This window comes from Acinetobacter sp. V116_7 (assembly GCF_056735735.1).
Window position 1 is genome coordinate 272427 of the sequence record NZ_JBWZIF010000026.1, and the last position, 17826, is coordinate 290252.

Sequence of the window (17826 nt, forward strand, 5' to 3'; positions counted from 1 at the left end):
ATCAGTTGAGGCAACTGACTGCCGTGCATCACTACAGCAAGTTGCCTATTTTAAGGTATCTATAGGTGGATTGCAAAATAGTTTTCAGTAACTTGTCATTTTAGACACTGACATGAGCATGCTAACCCTGCACACTAGCTTTGAATAAAAAGAAAGAAGCGCGAGGGACGTGTGAAAATTTTTTCAACCAACACTTGTCCAGTACCGGACAATATTGAGCAAGTTATTCGTCATCAAGATGAAGTTGCTGCTGAACAGGGTGAAATGACTGAGCGCCAGGTTAAAAAGATCTGGAACAGTATAGAAGCACTATATAAAACCGGAAATTATCCACTTATTACCTTCTGCTTACGTAGACAAGGTAAAGTTTTGCTGAACAGAAGCATTGGATATGCTCAAGGGAACTCTCCGGCAGGACTACAAGAGAATGCCCTGATTGCGACTCCAGATACGCCCGTTTGTCTGTTTTCAGCATCTAAGATGATCACGGCCATGCTGATTCATCTACTAGATGAAAAAGGCGAAATCAATTTGCTTGATCCTGTTAGCTACTATATTCCAGAATACGGCGTAAATGGTAAGCGCCGTGCAACTCTCTTTCATTTATTAGCACATCGTGGCGGCATTCCCTATATTGATGGCGATGTCACGCCCGAACTCCTATTTGATAAAGATGAAATTTTAAAACGTTTATATGCTGCCAAGCCTGTATCTCCTGCTGGCAACCATCTTGCCTATCATGCGGTTACGGCGGGTTATATTTTAGGAGAAGTGATTGAACGGGTGACTGGGCAAGATTTACGTGAGTTTGTACATCAAACTATCGAAAAACCAATGGGAATGCCTTATTTCAATTATGGCTTAAAACCAGAATACCGCTCACAAGTGGCCTTAAACTGTGCAACGGGTCTACACCCTCGGCTGGGTACCGATCACTATCTAAATCATGTGTTAGGTGGAGGGTTGCAACTTGCAGTTGATGTGACTAACGATAGTCGTTTTATGGATACAATTTGCCCAGCCGGCAACATTTATACGAGTGCAGAACAAGCTGGACGTTTCTTTGAAATGCTTTTAAGTGGCGGAAGCTATGGCAGTCAGCAAATATTCAGTGAGAAAACGATTTTCAGGGCAACACTGCCGACCACAGGCGTTAACATTGACCGTACTTTACTCATTCCAATGCGCTATGCCTTAGGTCCAATGTTAGGTAGTAATCCTATAGGCCTTTTTGGTCCAATGACGGGGCAAGCTTTTGGTCATTTAGGATTCTCCAACATTTTATGTTGGGCCGACCCTGAACGAGATATTAGTGTTTCTCTATTAACAACGGGCAAATCGGTCGTGGGCACTCACCTTCCTGCACTAGCCAATGTACTTTATCAGATTTCAACACAATGCCCACGTATTCCTAGAGATCAGCGCCGATCTTTGTTTGGCAGCGATGCTCATGAAACGAACTTAGTGTAAATTAAATAAAAAACCCAAGCATTTCTGCTTGGGTTTTTTGCGCTGTAGTTTTTGTTTATCGTGTTATTTCTATTTTTATTATCGTTGGTGAGATGCTAGTCACATCCTTCTTGTTGTTTTAACTGACTTCCGTTGTTTTGTTTCTATTTCCTTATGTGATGTATTGTGACATATCCAATTATGAAGAAAAGTAGTATTTTTCTTATCATCATGTAAGCAAAAACGTACAGGTCTGTCTAATATTTAATAAATAACGGTTTTTGCCCCATTATCGTACAGTTCTGTATAACATTTAACTTAACAATTCACAGGAAAAATGGCTGTTTAAAAATCATATTACAGATAAATATATTGATATTATTGATATAAATTTTTAAAAGAAATTGCACTCAATATTGGCTTAAATCCGAACTTTTCTGATAATTTTTAGAAGTAAATAAAATTGAGAATATAAAAAAGCCCTGTAGTCTCTCCCAAAACTACAAGGCTTAGCGGCTGTAAGTTTCCTCTTTATACACCTACGTCATTGTAAGTTCGCAGTCTCTCGACTTAAGCTATTATTATTGTGCGATTTTGCCCGACATTCCTTGCCAAGCTCGTTGTGCGTTTATAATCTCAAAAACGTGGGGTGTACTCTAGCAGCAAATATCTCGAATCTATGTAAGCTTTTTCTTACAAGGGTAAAAATATTAAGTTTGGCTTAACGAACTAACCGATTAACTTTCTGAACTAAACCACTTTTTCGTGTCGTACGAACTGTAAAGGACTGTAGTAAAGCTTCGGGATGAACCAAAAGACTTACTACTTTTTTAGCGCGTGTAATCGCAGTGTAAATAAGCTCTTGGCTTAATAAATTCTTTGCGGCTTGATCTAAAACGACAGCAGTGTGTGTAAATTCAGACCCTTGTGATTTATGAATCGTTAAAGCGAATGCACTTTGAATACTTTTAGGTAATCGATTTGCCGCGACCCATTTATTCAAACTTGGAAAATATACTTCAAACTGCTGAGGCTGAGTTCTATGTTCAAAACACAGACCAATGTCACCATTTGAAATACCGAGCTGATAGTCGTTATAAGTCATCATGACCGGACGACCGACATACCATCCCCCAGCTATCACTATTGAAAGTTGTTGCTGTATCCAACGCTGTGCATATTGATTTAACTGCTGTAAGCCAAATGGACCATGACGAACAGCCGTTAAAATACGATAGTCATCAAATGCTTTTACTACGTTTTGGACCTGTTCAATAGAGCGTTCTTCTTTTAAATAATTTTTTAGGCTTTTTACATATCCTTGGAAACCGAGCATGAGCTTCTGATAATAAATTTCGACTTCTGCGTGATTCCCTTCTGGCAAATACTCAAGCTGAACCACATCTGGCATGTCACTTTGTAAAACTATAGGCTTTAATTCAGAAACCTCAACAATATCAATTTCAAACTGTTGCAAAACCTGCTCATGATTAATCTGACTGGTTTGCATTTGAATAAAACGTGCCACCTGCCCAATCAATGCCCCTTCAGCAAAACGGCGACTGGTTTGTAATTGTACCCTGTTGTCGGCGAGTGCCTGTATTTGTTGCAAATCAGCAAGAACCGCTCCGACGTCGACGGAAGCCAGCTGATTTGCATCTCCTAATAAAATAATTCGACAAGACTCTGGCATTGCTTCAAATAGAAGAGTAGCTAGATTTAAATCCAGCATGGAAGCCTCATCCACGACAATCACGTCATAAGGAAGCGGTTGTTTTTGATTAAACCGTGGTGTTTGACTATGCCCCATTCCCAATAATCGGTGAATTGTTTGCGTTCCCTGATTCCTTAGTTCTTCACTCACTAATCCAGACTCAAGCAATTTAGGGTCATTAAACGAGTTCTGTAAGGCCTCTTGCATACGCTGTGCGGCTTTACCTGTTGGAGCAGCCATCGCTACACGAATATGTGGAATTGCTTGGCTAAGCACTGCAATAATACGTGCAAGCGTATAGGTCTTACCCGTACCTGGCCCACCCGTAATAATACTCAGGCTCTGCCGAGCGACCATTTGTAAAGCTGCCTGTTGATGAGAGTCTGTGAGTAGGTTTAAGTAGTCATCAAAAGATACAGGTTGAATTAATTGTTGCTTTAATCGACAAATTTGTTCTGCAAGTCGTTGCTCTAGGTGCCAATATCGGTATAATGCCAACCCCTGCTCATCATAGACGCATGGGGCAACATTTGAGGTTGCTTGATCGGCAGATATAGCAAGCTGACCAAGTGCTGCAATTTGCTCAGAACTGACATCGATACAACTATCGCCTTGTAAGCTCGCTTCAATAAGCTGCTGCAAGTAAGAAGTGGCTTCTGACACTTGCGATTGCTCAGTAAATGGAGCCTGATTTAGGAAGCTACTCCACGTTGTTAACCAGCTTAAATCGGCCTGTTCAGAGCTATTTAGATTGTCCACACACTTATCCACCTAGTTTTCCACACGCTTGTCCACATGGTTATAGACAGGCTTATCCACATGCCAAATGTTTGTTAATATTAAAATTACATACTTTATCAGCATTTTTCATGCAATTTTATCCTCAGCAAAATACCCTAAAATGGCATCAAGACGCAGAATAAACTCAATGCTAGGCTGCCAGTAATAATAGCCCTGCTCAGCTTCACCATTCATGCCACGTAAATAAAGATAAGTTGCCCCACCTAAGTGTTGCTCAATTTGGTAATCCTGCATTTTGACTTGCAAATAGCGATGTAATGCAACGAGATATAGACCTGCTTGTAGCCAATAACTTGCTAAAGACATGCTTTGGGCAATGCTATCGCTACGATAATCTGCAAGATCATCACCTAAGTAATTACTTTTATAATCGGCAATGTGGTAACGCTGCCCATCAAAATAAACTAAATCGATAGAACCATTAAGGTAACGTGCTGAACGTGCTTCAAGTAATTCAGGCATATTCAAACCATACTCAGCGAAAAGCTGCTGAATACGTGTCATCGCTAGAACCCGATCTGATAATGCCAAATAAAAAGGAAACTCTGACAAATACTGCTCTTGTTGAAGCTGATTTAGTCGGAAACCTTGATAAAGCGGTGTTCGCAAAATATCTTTCAGCCACTCTGCAACTGACTGGTAAAGCAGATTCTCGGCATCTTCTTGCTCTGGGAAGCTCTCGTTATATTTATTAAGTAAATCTTGCCAAAGACTACTATAGTCATTTTTAAAACGACGACGTATTTCACTTACCCAGTCATCTGAACATTGAAAATCGATGTGTTCAAATATTTCATGTAAGAAATTACCAGCAAGCGTTCCTCGCGGGAAGTTACTCTTTATCCAGTCAATCGGCTGAGCACTAATTGCTTCAGCAGTGTTAATTAAATCCAGCTCATCTTCTGCTAAGACAGCCTCATTGCTCTGACTGGCCAATAAATCTGTGCCAGCCTTATGTTTTAAATGCTGTGCCAAGTAACTGAAACTGGTTTTACCTCTCGAATAAAAACGTTGTTCAGGAAAACGTTGTGCTTGTATTTCAATAATACTTGTTTGTTTGGCTAAATGAATTGCCTGTGGAATCTGCTCCAAAACCATTTCATCCGTACAGCAACGGTGTTGAAAAGGCTCAGTCCTATTTTTCCAAAACGCGAGGCCTGATACGGATTTACCATCCACATCTTGTAAAAGCGCGTAGACGCGGTGGCTTGCTCGCGTTAAAGCGACATACCAAAGACGATTCTGTTCAGCAAGCGCTCGTTCTTCGTGTTGCTTAAGTTCAACTTCATTCAAATAAGTTTTATCAGCAATCGCAACGACACGTTGAGTCAAAGTCTGACTTGAGTCTGGTTGAATTACATCTTGAGTCGAAAAATTCAGAGTTTTGTTATTTTCTCGAAAGGGCTTGTCTGCACCCAATAAGAATACAATCTTAAATTCCAGTCCTTTTGACTGGTGAATTGTCATGAGCTGAACACCAGCTTCACTCGACAATTTACGCTCTAACTCCCAATCACGATCGAGAGGAGAACTCAACTGTTTGAGATACCAATGATAGAGGTTTTGCGCGCCTGAGTATTTCTCACTGTGCTGACTCAAAATTTCAGTTAAATGACGCAAGTTCACCACAACCCGTTCATTATCTTTACTTTGGGCAGCGACCAAATTTTGCCATATATCAAACTGGATGAGGCATTGTTGCCATGCTACTAAAAAGCCTTGAGCGGACCACAACTCTCTAATGCTATCAAAACCAGTCATAAACTGGCTTAACCCTTCGGCTGTCTGCTCAAGCTGTAAGAGTTGTTTTAAATCCATGGCAAATAGACGGCTAATTAAAGCTCGCTTCACTTTTGCCTCATCGTAAGGATGAAGTATGGCAGTCAACAAAGCACCAACGTCTTGCGCAACTGTGCAATCGAAAACACTTCGTTTTGATGGCCTGTTAACCCGAATTCCTAAACGCTCTAGCTCAAATTGAACTTTATCAAGCCCATCATGATTACGAGACAATACCGCAATATCATCTTCGTTTAGAGCTTGAGTCTGAGCATCTTTTTGAAAATATAGTTGTCCAGCATGTGACTGGTTGAGTAGATCTCGAATCTTCCAAGCAACTTGCTGTGCCTCAGTTTCTTTATCTTTGAGCATGAGCCAACGTAAAGGATGAGGATTATGATTATTCTGCTCAATCAGTACAGGATGAGGCCGAGTTCCTGCTCGAATTGGGTCATATTGAACCTCTTCGCCGAAATCAATTTGTCGTTGAAATAAGGCATCGACCACTTCAACCAGATCAGCAACGGAACGATGGTTATGAATTAACTTATATTCACGGCCATGTTTGGCTTGAATATCTTTATAGGCATTTAAGAAGGTGAGCATATCCCCACCACGGAAACCGTAAATCGCCTGTTTACGGTCGCCCACCATAATCATGCAGCCTTTTTGGTAGCGCTCTGGATGGCGCCAAATGCTCGCCAGCATATCGTCTTGATCTTGGTTAGTGTCCTGAAATTCATCGACCAAAATTAAGGGATAACGTGCCTGAACAAATACAGCAAAACGCTGCCCCTGCTCACCTTTTAAAGCTTCAGAAAGTGTACGAATTTGCTGAGAAAAAGTAGTTTCGCCTTTATTTTGTAAAACCTGCGGCAAACGTTTTTTAACTTCTACACACAAATAGGCTTTTAAAAAAATATGAAGCTGGTCGAACTGCTCGGCGTAGTTTTTCAGCACACCAAATAGCTGTTGAATCTGTTGAATACAAGGATGTTGATAGAATCCAGCAGAAATTTCAGCAGGACATTTCTTGAAAACTTTCTGATCGGCAAGTTGACCTAAAAATTTGAAAACGAGTTCACGTTGTGCAGTCAAAGACCCATCAAAAACCAAAATGCTGTCGCTTTGCGTTAGAACTTGCAAAAGCTGCGGCAAACATTCACTAAATAATTTGTTAAATGCCCCATTCCGAAATATTGTGCCGCTCACATGTTTATAGTGTTCACCATCAAGTTGGTAATAGTTTTCTAAAAGGCTTAAGTCAATTTCTGTTGCTAACTGTTTGAGCTGTGCAAGTTGTTCAAATTGAATGGTTGGTTTTTCAGGAAGTTTAAAGTGAGCCGAACTAAAATTCAGTGAGTCTTCAACAAGTTTGACAAAACTATCGACACTCTTGAGTTCACCTGCCAGATATAAAGCATCAATCACGGTCTGAGGTTGAGACTGTATCCATTCACGTAAAACATCATGAATTAGTTGTCGACTATATGTTGTGGCATCATCGGTAATTTGAGCGCGCTCAATTTTGCCACTCTCAAAGGCAAACTCACGTAACAGTTTTTGGCTAAAGCTATCAAGTGTCCCGACAAATAACTCGTCTAACTGATCGATGACTAATTTTAAACGTTCACATGCATAGGCAATACGCGTCGCAAAGCTTTTTAAAATATGTTGAAGTAATAAGTCAGACTCTTGCTCAGCCTGCGTAATTAATTCGTGTTCTGTAAAACTACGCTTGGTCTCTAAGTAACGATACGTTTCTACCAAACGGGCACGAATACGACTTTTTAACTCAGCAGCGGCAGCACGGGTAAACGTGGTCGCAATCACTTGTTTAGGCAAGTATTTTTCAAGAAAGATACGGACCATCAAGCTCGATAAGGTATAAGTTTTTCCTGTACCTGCCGAAGCTTCAATTAAATGTAAACCACTAAATTCAATATCAATAATAGGTTGATAAGACACCTGTACTCTTGAGTTCATGTCTTACTCCGAATGTTGAAATTGAAAAACCGGATGATACAGATCATACGCAAACTCATCACAAGCATGTTGAAGCAAAGCTTGCGCATCTTGTTCTTGTAAAATAAAGCTCCAGTCTCGATGCAACTTGCAAGCTTCATTTTGAGTCATATCCATTGTGGTAAATGACCCTGTCTCATTCCAGTATTTTAACAGCTCAGTGTAGCTCTTCTCATCCAGTTTTGCTTTTTCTGCCTGATTTGTTGTTTCCCACTGATATGCTTTGGCTTTTTCTAATGGTTTTAATAATAAGGCTGCTGGTAGAACCAATGGTTGTTGCTGTGCATGACGCCAGATTTTAAACCATGGCTGTAAATATTGCCGAGCTTGCTCAGAACTAACCCCACTACAAATCACAGTTTGATCGCTAAAAACCACAATACGGCGCTTTTCAGCTCCTGCACTTCCCTCATTCAAATAAGCTAACCAAAGTAAGTGTTCCAACCAGACTTTCGCGCGTCTTTTTGCGCGGGCACTTGAAGGCTCCATGCTCACCCAATCCCGAGTTTCAGACTTTGGAACTGTAATATTCATATGAAGCTGTTTAGCAATTCGCCAAATACGCTGCGTGGTTTGTGTCACTGCTGGTGCATAATGGTGAAGGCGTTCAAGCAAACATTCTTGCTCAAACACACCTTGTTGCCATGCGCTATATTTGACTTTACCTACAGGCAACTGATCAATTAATACTTCAGGTTGTGCTTGCTGTTCAGATTGCTGTAAAAAATGTCGGATCGCATAACGCCCTAAACCATCTAATAATAACGGTTCATTTTGGTCGAGCACTCCGACACTTCCTAAGTTTTCCACCCCTAAAGTTTTCAAATATAAACGTGCAGGGAACGTCACATCCTGTATCCACTGCTGACTATCTAAAACCAACATGTCAGGGGCTTGTAGCGGATAGGTCGTATTCGCCCAAGGTTGACGGTTTCCTGAGATTTGCTGAATTTGTGAAGCGACCTTAAACCAGTGATCTTGATAACGGATCACACTTTTTTCTACAGTAAAACCTTTCGGGTCGAAGGGCTGTAAGTCATGTAAGTGATAGAGTTGTTTTAACTGTGATGGAATCTCAATTCCTTCCACAACTACATTTTCAGGTACATCGTCTTCAGCTTTCACAATCAAGGCAAGGTGTTCACGGAACTCTTGAAGAATACTAGATGGTTCTCGTACCTCACCATCATTCACATCAAAACCGTTATAAAACAGCCATAAATTGTCTTGGGCTAATAATAAAGCATCTAAAAACGCCCCTTGATCGTCTTCAAGACGAGAGCGGTCACCTAACTGTTGACGCAGTGCATCCATTAAATCAAATGGAACATGGGTATCTCGGTTTGGAAATTGCCCTGCATCCAGATTTAGCATGACCATTAAACGATAAGGTAAAGGCCGAATATGTCCAATTTGGGCAAAGGTAATTTGTCCTGTCGGTTCAGCTTGTGTACTTTGGCTTTCTAAAGTTCGCTGAATTTCTTCAATAATATAAGGCAGAGGCAAGGTAATTTTGCGCAAAGTTCCTGTTTCTGTCTCAGCGTAATAGCTTGCGAGCGTCAACATTCGCTCTTGTTTCTTAACAATTTCCCGAACAGCTTTTAAAGCAGCAACACCGACCTGCTCAAATTCAACAATATCTTTACCCAGCACCTGAAGCCAATATTCAACCGTGTAGACTTTCCCCTGTTCATGCAGCGTCAGCCAATCACGGCGCTCATTCAAATCTTGATAAATCTGAATGAGTGTACCAATCAGCTCAAAATCACTCGGTTGAACTTTGGCATAACTCAACACCTGATTAAATGTGGCGTGCACAGGCACGGCAATACCAAGAGCCAATCGTTCTAAGGCAAATTTAAAGCTATATCGATAATCATCATCACCGTCACACAAACTGCGCTTGAGATGTTCTGCATCAAGCCCTCGTTTAAAACCTGCATCGGCAAGCAAATTTAAAATTCGCTCAACCTGAACATACGCAAGTTCGTAACGCTGCTGGGTCGCATGTAAACTTAACCAGTCAGCAAAATCATCAAAGCTAAAACGCCCCTGCATCAGTTGAATACGCCCAATCACAGCACGCCATGCATTCAGTGCATCAAGTGATGCAACACCTGCGATTTTCACAGGCAAATGCACACCTTGCTCTGTGGCCGTAGCAGGAAATACACTTCGAATTAAAGGCTCTATGTCAGCCAAATTAGGAACTAAAACTAAAATATCGTTTGGTCGGCGCGGCTGGTCATGTGGTTTAGCCAACCAACCAATCAATTGCTCTTTTAATACTTCAAGTTGGCGTAAAGTCGAATGACAAACATGAATCTGAATAGAGTCATCATCGGAAGCAAGCTCATATTGTTTAGCTTGGGGTTCCACTAAATGCAAAATATCTGACTGAACTTTACCGAGTAAACTTTCTGGAAAATCATCCACAAAAGCATCAACCCACTTACCTTCTTCGCCCGTAGACAAATTCGATAATAGTGAAAAGTGGTCGCGGGCTTGTTTACCCAATCTGGTTAAAAGCGGATGTCTAGACTCACGCGCTTCAGCATTAAAGTTGAGTGTAAATTTATTAAAGAAATCACTAATTTCAGCATCTGTAGCCTTCGGGTTTTTCGCAATAAAACGTTCTTTTACCCCTAGGTCATAACGCTGCTTCCACAGTGGATCGACACTATCGGCCCAATATTCTTGTGAAGGGTTATAGTGCAAAATCAGTACATCAATATATTGGCCTAAACGGCGCAAGAACTGTAACTGGCTTGGCGGTAAATCTAATAACGTAAAGATCACTACCTGATTAGGTAATCTTGAAATAGCGCGCTTACTACGGTCCGGATGATCTAACTCTTGCCAGAACAACGCATCAATTTGCTGCATCTGCACAAAATCATCATGAAAATGTTGCTGCCACAACCAACGCTGCCAGCGTTCTAGTTCCTCAGTTTGGTGCAATGCAAAAGCAGTCACTTCTTCATCTTTTTGTACAATATATTTTTCAATATCGAGTGATCGCCCCTGCCCCCAAGCAGACAACCAGTTTTCAGGACAAGTGCAACCATTTTCGCAACCACGCTGGCACTGTCCACGATAAATCATATAGTTACTAAATAAATCAGCAACCTGCTCAGCGACCCAATACAGCATTTTCTGTTTTTTTAATTGTTTATCTATGCCTTGTTCGAGGCGATCTGCACTGTCGTAAATACGCTGAACAATAGAATGTAAAGGATGCGATGTGTCTATGCTCATCGTGTCAGGTTGAATAAACTCATGCAAAGCCTGATGAACCCGCCATTTAAAAATCAAACGTGGAATGTTCGCTTTACGGACCTGTTCTTTATGCGCAGTTAAAACTTGCTGATAGGCATACCACTGGAAGCCGCGTACCCGTTGGTGAAACTGGTAATTGGCACTCATGCCTTGCTGTTCTGCAAGTTTTTGTATCAGCCACTGCTCGACCGCAGGACTTGGAACAATAAAATGTTGGGTTTTCAAAACCTGTAATGGATGCGTTGAAGCTTGAGATGTAGACGCTAATACACCTTGCAACAACACATCAATACGTTGACTTTGAATAACATGGATCCCCATTTATTTCATTTCCTGCTTGCATAATTTATGCACAAAATCATAAACATTCATTACTATACAACTGAATCTGACTATGTCACGTTGGTTTAAACACAGCATAATTTAACTTCAGGTGTCACTTACACTTGGTTTGAATGACGCCATCAAGAAATTTATACAGGTAGACATTATGAAAATTGACAAGATTCCTGACTATATTGATCCTAGCCTAAATCTGGAACAAATTCGCGATGAGTGCCATGATCTCATCAAAAAAAGAGCTTACGTCTCAGCAGGGGCGGCAATTGTACCGATCCCTTTTTTTGACGTGGTGATAGATTTGGGAATTTTGTCGTACCTGATTCCAGATATCAATTCCCGTTTCGGTTTAGCCCCTGAACACGTAAGTGTCTATGACCCAAAAACTAAAACAATTCACTGGGATGAACTACGTAAACGTGGTTTCGAATTTTCAGGCTTTGTAGTGGCACGCACGACCGTTAAAAAAACATTTAACGGCTTTTTTGGCAAAATCGTAACGAAACAGGTGACTAAATTTATACCGCTAGGCGGACAAATTGTAGCAGCTAGTTTAGGCTATTTCATGATGAAAAAAATAGCAGAAACGCATCTTACCGACAGTTACAATCTTGCAAAGCGTATTCAGCAAAAAAGCCGCACCACCATTGTAAATTAATCTATGCCTTATGGCTGAGAGCTTAATCTGCTCTCAGCTGTTTTAAAACCGCCCTTAATACTTCCAGACGTGCCGTATATTTATCATCAGTTGCAACAATATACCAAGGTGCGTAATCTGTACTGGTTCGCTCAAACATATCTGCTGCCGCTTTTAAATAATCATCCCATTTATCACGATTACGCCAATCTTCTGCGGTAATTTTAAAACGTTTATGCGGTGTCTCTTCTCTGGCCTTAAAGCGCTGCTCTTGCTCATCTTTGCTAATCGCAAGCCAAATTTTTACCACAATCGTTTGACTATCAAATAAATCTCTTTCAAAACGATTAATTTCGTCATAGGCACGCTGCCACTCTAAAGGTGAAGCAAAACCTTCAACACGTTCAACAAGTACGCGCCCATACCATGTCCGATCAAAGATTGTGATTTTCTCGGCTTCATTAATGCGGTTCCAAAAGCGCCATAAGTAAGGGTGTCGTGCTTCAAAGCGTTCAGGTGCTCCAATACAGTGAATATCATATTCACGCGGGTCTAGGTTTTTAACAATTCGCTTAATTGCACCACCTTTACCTGCAGCATCCATCCCCTCAAAAGCAATGACGACATTACGTTTATCGAAACGCATGGCATCAGCAATTTTTTTGCTTAATTTATCGAGCTCTTTTTTATATTCAGCTTTTTCAAGTGGTTCATTAGAAGGTTTTAATAAACTTTCTGGAATTTTGGCCTGCTGCCATTTTCCTTTAACTTCGGTTTCATGATCAGGAAGTTGGCGCATGTGTTGTAAAAGGTACTGAGCAAAAAACTGATCACGCTGCTTTTCATCTTCGCCATCAATAATGTACCAGTCGTCAGTAAAACGACGGCGTAACTTTTGCAAAGTGTCGTATTGTTTTTTATTACGCCAATCTAGACCGTGAAGCTTATGCCAGTGTTGCTCAGACGGGTCAATTTTGTCTAAACGTTTTTGTAGTGATTTCCATGAAAGATCGAACCAGACTTTAACCACATCGACATAGTTATTTTTTAAATCTTGCTCAAATGCCCGCATATTTTCAACATAAGCATCAAAGCGTGCTTCATCTAAAGGTTCAGATACATGCGTTGCTGTTACGAGCAAATCGCTATACCAATTGCCAAACATCACCACAATTTGGCCTTCGGTAGGAATAAACTCCGAATAAGATTGCCAAAATGCTTCTGTATCTGTCAGTACACGTGGCGCATCTGCTTTGACTCGCAAATATCTAGGGTCTAACCACTCACGAAGCTGCTTAACCGCTTCCCCTTTACCTGCCAGCTCAATACCACTCATTAAAATGAGTGTGCTTTTAGCGTTGGGTTTTCCCCGACTTTCTTTTAACGCATATTGTGCTTCAATCAAGTCAACTGAAAGCAGTTCTTCATCTCGAATTTCAAATTTTGGTTGTTGTTCACTCATAGTCTACGGCTCTAATATTTTATTGTTTAATTTCGATGATCTTTAACTTATGCGGTTAAATGATGAATTGCTATACAAATTATGTCATTGCGACAAAAATCTGTCTAAGAATTGACGCATGAATCATTTTTTTTACATCTTCTCGCCATAGTACAAGGTTACAATGCCTCTTATGATTTTTTGCAAATAGCCCAATATTAGAGCCTTAAATGTCTAAACTCGCTGCTTTTGATGATCTTTTACAACAATATAAAACATTTAATTATCACGACAATCCAGTGCTTGCCCAGCGTTTGCAAGATGTACAAACATGGCTAAAAGAGCGGATGAAAGATACTCATCACGACTTTTTTAACTTGCCTGAACATAAACTCATGTCAGAGTATTTTTTAAATCGTTTATATGGTGGTCCAGAGTTTGATGCTCTGGCAGCTCAAATTGAACGCTTATTGAAATATGCCCATAAAGCCGAAAAAGTATTGCCTGAAAATGCAATTAAAACTGGCACTAAATCGGTAAGTTTGGCTGTGCTTGCAACTCAACTTGATGAGCAAGTAGCTATGCAGCTTCTTGAGGACTATCCGGCAGATACAGTACTCACTGATGAGATTATGCGTTTAACCTTAATCAAACTTGATCAGGCAGAAGCTCGTTATCAGCAGCTTGCTCTTCTTGATGATTTAGGAGCCGCACTCGATAAATACATGCGCTCATTTATGATGTTTACGGCTTTTAAAATGTGTAAAGGTATTGCCCAGAAATATCACTTCGAATTGATGTATGATTTTATCCAAGATGGTTTTAGTGCGATGAAACCGTTAAAATCAGCCGAGAACTTTATCAAGACTTTTACTGAAAAAGAACGCCAAATTATTGAAAATGTACATTCAGGGCATCCGAATCCGTTTAGAGTGTGATAAGGTCGGCACAGAGAAAAAATCAACCTTACGAAGTTGAGATTTTATTCATTATATTTGCGTGATGATGCCTGTAAAAATAGACAAAATCTGTCATCATGCAGAACTTATTCCGTTTCACTTGAGTTTGAGTCTAGGAGAGACAATATGTCTAACGAAAACCAAAAGCCAACATCTCCAACTGAGCAGGCACAAAGTTCAGACAAAGTTAGCCCATTCCTAAGCTCACCTTTACCGTCAGGTACCCCTCAAGGGCAACAACAATCTTTACAACAAACCTTAACCGACACACCGGTTAATGGTTCTGTACCGAAATATAATTTACCTCGTGGTGCTGGCAATACTGGCAACGTTGGTGAAACCACCCACTTCGGTTACTCAACAGTTAGAACTGAAGATAAAGCTCAAAAAGTTGCAGAAGTATTCCACTCGGTGGCAAGCAAATATGACTTGATGAATGACTTAATGTCATTTGGTATTCATCGCCTATGGAAACGCTTCGCAATTAATATGTCTGGCGTACGCCGTGGTCAACACGTATTAGATATTGCTGGTGGTACAGGCGACTTAGCAAAAGTATTTAGCCGTGAAGTTGGTCCTCAAGGCCATGTCGTTCTTTCAGACATTAACGAATCTATGCTTAATGTTGGTCGCGACCGCCTCATTGATGCAGGCTGTACCAATGTTGATTTCGTACTTGCTAATGCAGAAACTCTAGAGCCTTTTGCAGATAACAGCTTTGACTTACTCACCATTAGCTTTGGTTTACGTAACGTGACAGATAAAGATGCAGCGCTTGCATCTATGTTCCGTGTGTTGAAGCCAGGTGGCCGTTTACTTATTCTTGAATTTTCTAAGCCTGTATTTGAGCCATTCTCAAAACTTTATGACCTCTATTCATTCACTGCTTTACCGATTATGGGTAAATTGGTTGCGAATGACTCAGAAAGTTATAAATATTTGGCTGAATCAATTCGTATGCATCCAGACCAACGCACCTTAAAAGGTATGATGGAAAATGCTGGCTTCCAGAACTGCGACTATCACAACCTTACTGCTGGTATCGTTGCCGTTCACCGTGGCTTCAAACTGTAAGGGATAACGATATGTGGTCGATTCTGGCACTCGGTGCAGTCGAACGTATCATTCATCATCTGATCGATCTGGATGCGGTTACCCGCATTCAGCTTAATCAGTTACAGGGCAAAATGTTGCGTGTTGTGATTGATAGTCCGCAGCTTTCTGTCGATGTATTCTTTGACCAAGAAAAAGTACGTCTTGAACCTACTGCAACAGGGCACAGTGAAAAGCCTTCTATTTTTGAACAACGCCCTTTTGATGCGCAATTCAAAATTTCTGAAGCAACAGCAACTTTGCATGTTAAAGATGTCGTCGAACTGATTAAATTATTGGTCAGCGATCCAGATCAGATTGGCAATATCCCATTGCAAGGTGATTACCACCTGCTACAGGATATTCAAAAGATTATGCAGCAAGCTGAACCAGATTTAGCTGCGCATTTATCAAGATGGGTCGGTCCTCAACTCGCCCACGAAATTGGCAAGATTCAACTTGCACCAAAACATTTAAAACGCTCTCTTCAAAGTCATCTATTTTTTGCAGAAGACGCATTAAAAGAAGATAGTGGTCTATTTGCCCCTCGTTGGGAAATGGATGATTTAACTCAAGCAACTCGCAAGCTTAATCAAGACATTGACCGTCTAGAAGCAAGATTGCAGCAACTCAACATACAACTACAACCCTCTCAAGACTAGGTAAGACCGTATATGATTCCGCACGTTTCACGTTTACTCGAACTTTGGCGTATTGCAGCGCACTATAGACTCGATACGTTGTTCCCTGCGGATGAATTACCAGTTAAAGCTCAACGTGCATTAAGTGTTATTAAAATGCACCCAGCTGCATGGTCTAGTCGCGAACGTAAAAATCCTTTAAAGCTCAAAGAAGCTTTGGAAGAGATGGGACCGCTTGCAATTAAGCTTGGACAATTACTGTCAACTCGACGTGATTTGATTCCACCTGAAATACTCGCTCAATTGGTCTTACTTCAAGATCAGGTAAAACCTTTTGATAGCAATGTTGCCAAACAACGTATTCAAGAATCATTAAAAGCTGACGTAAATACCTTGTTTGCACGATTTGATGACCAGCCATTAGCAGCTGCTTCAATTGCACAGGTTCATACTGCTGCTTTGCACGACGGTCGAGAAGTTGTTGTTAAAGTGACTCGCCCCGACATTCGCAACCAAATTTTGCAAGACTTTGAAATTTTGGCATGGTTAGGCAACACACTAGAAAGTCGCCTTGAAGCTGCTCGTGCCTTACATCTCTCTGAAATTATTCAAGACTACCGCCAGATTATCTTAAATGAGCTGGACTTAAGTATCGAAGCAGACAACACCCGTCGTATGCGCCATTATTTTACTGGCTCAACCATGATGTATGTGCCTGAAGTCTACATGGACACCAAAGATGTCATGGTAGCAGAGCGCATTACAGGTGTTCCTATTTCAGATACGGCAACCTTTGACCGTCTAGGCATGGACCGTGCACAACTTGCAGAAAAAGGATTAACCATTTTCTTTACGCAAGTATTCCGCGATAACTTTTTCCATGCCGACATGCACCCCGGCAATGTCTTTGTAGAAACAATTAACCCAAGCAATCCACGCTTTATTGCACTCGACTGTGCAATTATGGGTGAATTATCTAAGCATGACCAGATGACTATTGCCCGCATGTTGCTTGCTGTCATGAACAGCAACTTTATGCAGCTCATTCAAATTGTGCATCAAGCTGGCTGGATTCCACCGGGTACAGACCAAGATGCGCTATCGCGTGAAATGCGTCGCACCGTTGGTCCAATGGTATCTAAACCAATGGATCAACTTGATTTTGCGGGCATCTTGATTCAAGTAATGGATATTGCCCGTCGATTCCATTTAGAAATTCCACCACAACTCATGTTGTTGCTAAAAACTTTAGTGCATGTCGAAGGCCTAGGGACCGATCTTTACCCGCAGCTCGACATCTGGAAATTGGCAAAACCAATTTTGACTGAATGGGTCAAAGCCAACATGAACCCAGTCAAAAATATTAAAGAGTTAGGTCAGCAACTACCTGACCTGCTTTTAGGTGCTCAAGATTTTCCAAGCTTAATTGTTGATAGTTTAAATGGTTTAAAAAATCAGTCTGCTTGGCAAGACCGTCAGTTACGCGAAATGCAGCAACTTCGTTTGCAAATGGAACATCAACAACGCCGCAGTTGGATGTTCGGTAGTAGCATGCTGATTTTACTCACCATCGCGATTATTAGTCCTTGGTTTGTTTCTATTATTTTAATTGTGCTAAGCAGTTTATTAGCACTTTGGCGCATCTTGAAATAAGTTTTAAATCCCTTGCC

The 17826-nt window shown here is 40.9% G+C and carries 10 protein-coding genes; 6 read left to right on the forward strand and 4 right to left on the reverse strand.

Annotated features, from left to right (window positions below; translation table 11 throughout):
• Positions 1–171: 171 nt before the first annotated feature.
• Positions 172–1470, forward strand: a complete 1299-nt coding sequence (locus tag AC1PJP_RS12415) for a serine hydrolase domain-containing protein (protein WP_416707712.1) — start codon at positions 172–174, stop codon at positions 1468–1470.
• A 700-nt stretch (positions 1471–2170) separates the two neighbouring features.
• Here AC1PJP_RS12415 and recD read toward each other — a convergent pair.
• The 3 genes from recD to AC1PJP_RS12430 all read right to left on the reverse strand — a co-directional run bounded on the left by recD (position 2171) and on the right by AC1PJP_RS12430 (position 11368).
• Positions 2171–3922: an exodeoxyribonuclease V subunit alpha gene (recD, locus tag AC1PJP_RS12420; RefSeq protein ID WP_416707714.1), complete on the reverse strand. Its 1752-nt coding sequence runs from the start codon at positions 3920–3922 to the stop codon at positions 2171–2173.
• Between the two features lie 108 nt (positions 3923–4030).
• Positions 4031–7729, reverse strand: a complete 3699-nt coding sequence (locus AC1PJP_RS12425; RefSeq protein ID WP_416707716.1) for a UvrD-helicase domain-containing protein — start codon at positions 7727–7729, stop codon at positions 4031–4033.
• A 3-nt stretch (positions 7730–7732) separates the two neighbouring features.
• The gene (locus tag AC1PJP_RS12430) at positions 7733–11368 is read right to left on the reverse strand and encodes an exodeoxyribonuclease V subunit gamma (protein ID WP_479767044.1); all 3636 of its coding nucleotides are present in this window, start codon (positions 11366–11368) and stop codon (positions 7733–7735) included.
• 169 nt (positions 11369–11537) lie between these two features.
• Here AC1PJP_RS12430 and AC1PJP_RS12435 point away from each other — a divergent pair, with 169 nt between their 5' ends.
• Positions 11538–12044, forward strand: a complete 507-nt coding sequence (locus tag AC1PJP_RS12435; protein ID WP_005301888.1) for a hypothetical protein — start codon at positions 11538–11540, stop codon at positions 12042–12044.
• A 22-nt stretch (positions 12045–12066) separates the two neighbouring features.
• On the opposite strand, the gene pap is transcribed toward AC1PJP_RS12435, so the two are convergent.
• The gene (gene pap / locus AC1PJP_RS12440; protein ID WP_005301884.1) at positions 12067–13485 is read right to left on the reverse strand and encodes a polyphosphate:AMP phosphotransferase; all 1419 of its coding nucleotides are present in this window, start codon (positions 13483–13485) and stop codon (positions 12067–12069) included.
• 209 nt (positions 13486–13694) lie between these two features.
• Here pap and AC1PJP_RS12445 point away from each other — a divergent pair, with 209 nt between their 5' ends.
• The 4 genes from AC1PJP_RS12445 (at position 13695) to AC1PJP_RS12460 (ending at position 17809) form a co-directional block, all read left to right on the forward strand.
• Positions 13695–14402, forward strand: coding sequence for a DUF8198 family protein (locus AC1PJP_RS12445; RefSeq protein ID WP_107880643.1), 708 nt, complete (start codon positions 13695–13697; stop codon positions 14400–14402).
• 147 nt (positions 14403–14549) lie between these two features.
• Positions 14550–15497, forward strand: coding sequence for a bifunctional demethylmenaquinone methyltransferase/2-methoxy-6-polyprenyl-1,4-benzoquinol methylase UbiE (gene ubiE / locus AC1PJP_RS12450; protein ID WP_005301878.1), 948 nt, complete (start codon positions 14550–14552; stop codon positions 15495–15497).
• Between the two features lie 11 nt (positions 15498–15508).
• Positions 15509–16177: a ubiquinone biosynthesis accessory factor UbiJ gene (locus tag AC1PJP_RS12455; RefSeq protein WP_151988898.1), complete on the forward strand. Its 669-nt coding sequence runs from the start codon at positions 15509–15511 to the stop codon at positions 16175–16177.
• Positions 16178–16189: 12 nt separating this feature from the next.
• A complete protein-coding gene (locus AC1PJP_RS12460) occupies positions 16190–17809 on the forward strand; it encodes an ABC1 kinase family protein (protein ID WP_004794982.1) in 1620 nt (539 codons plus the stop codon).
• Positions 17810–17826 lie beyond the last annotated feature (17 nt).

Bases quoted from the DNA above. Each gene is read 5' to 3' on its own strand.
- AC1PJP_RS12425 (WP_416707716.1), bottom strand. From the start codon at position 7,729: ATGAACTCAAGAGTACAGGTGTCTTATCAACCTATTATTGATATTGAA.
- AC1PJP_RS12430 (WP_479767044.1), bottom strand. From the start codon at position 11,368: ATGGGGATCCATGTTATTCAAAGTCAACGTATTGATGTGTTGTTGCAA.
- AC1PJP_RS12435 (WP_005301888.1), top strand. From the start codon at position 11,538: ATGAAAATTGACAAGATTCCTGACTATATTGATCCTAGCCTAAATCTG.
- pap (WP_005301884.1), bottom strand. From the start codon at position 13,485: ATGAGTGAACAACAACCAAAATTTGAAATTCGAGATGAAGAACTGCTT.
- AC1PJP_RS12445 (WP_107880643.1), top strand. From the start codon at position 13,695: ATGTCTAAACTCGCTGCTTTTGATGATCTTTTACAACAATATAAAACA.
- ubiE (WP_005301878.1), top strand. From the start codon at position 14,550: ATGTCTAACGAAAACCAAAAGCCAACATCTCCAACTGAGCAGGCACAA.
- AC1PJP_RS12455 (WP_151988898.1), top strand. From the start codon at position 15,509: ATGTGGTCGATTCTGGCACTCGGTGCAGTCGAACGTATCATTCATCAT.
- AC1PJP_RS12460 (WP_004794982.1), top strand. From the start codon at position 16,190: ATGATTCCGCACGTTTCACGTTTACTCGAACTTTGGCGTATTGCAGCG.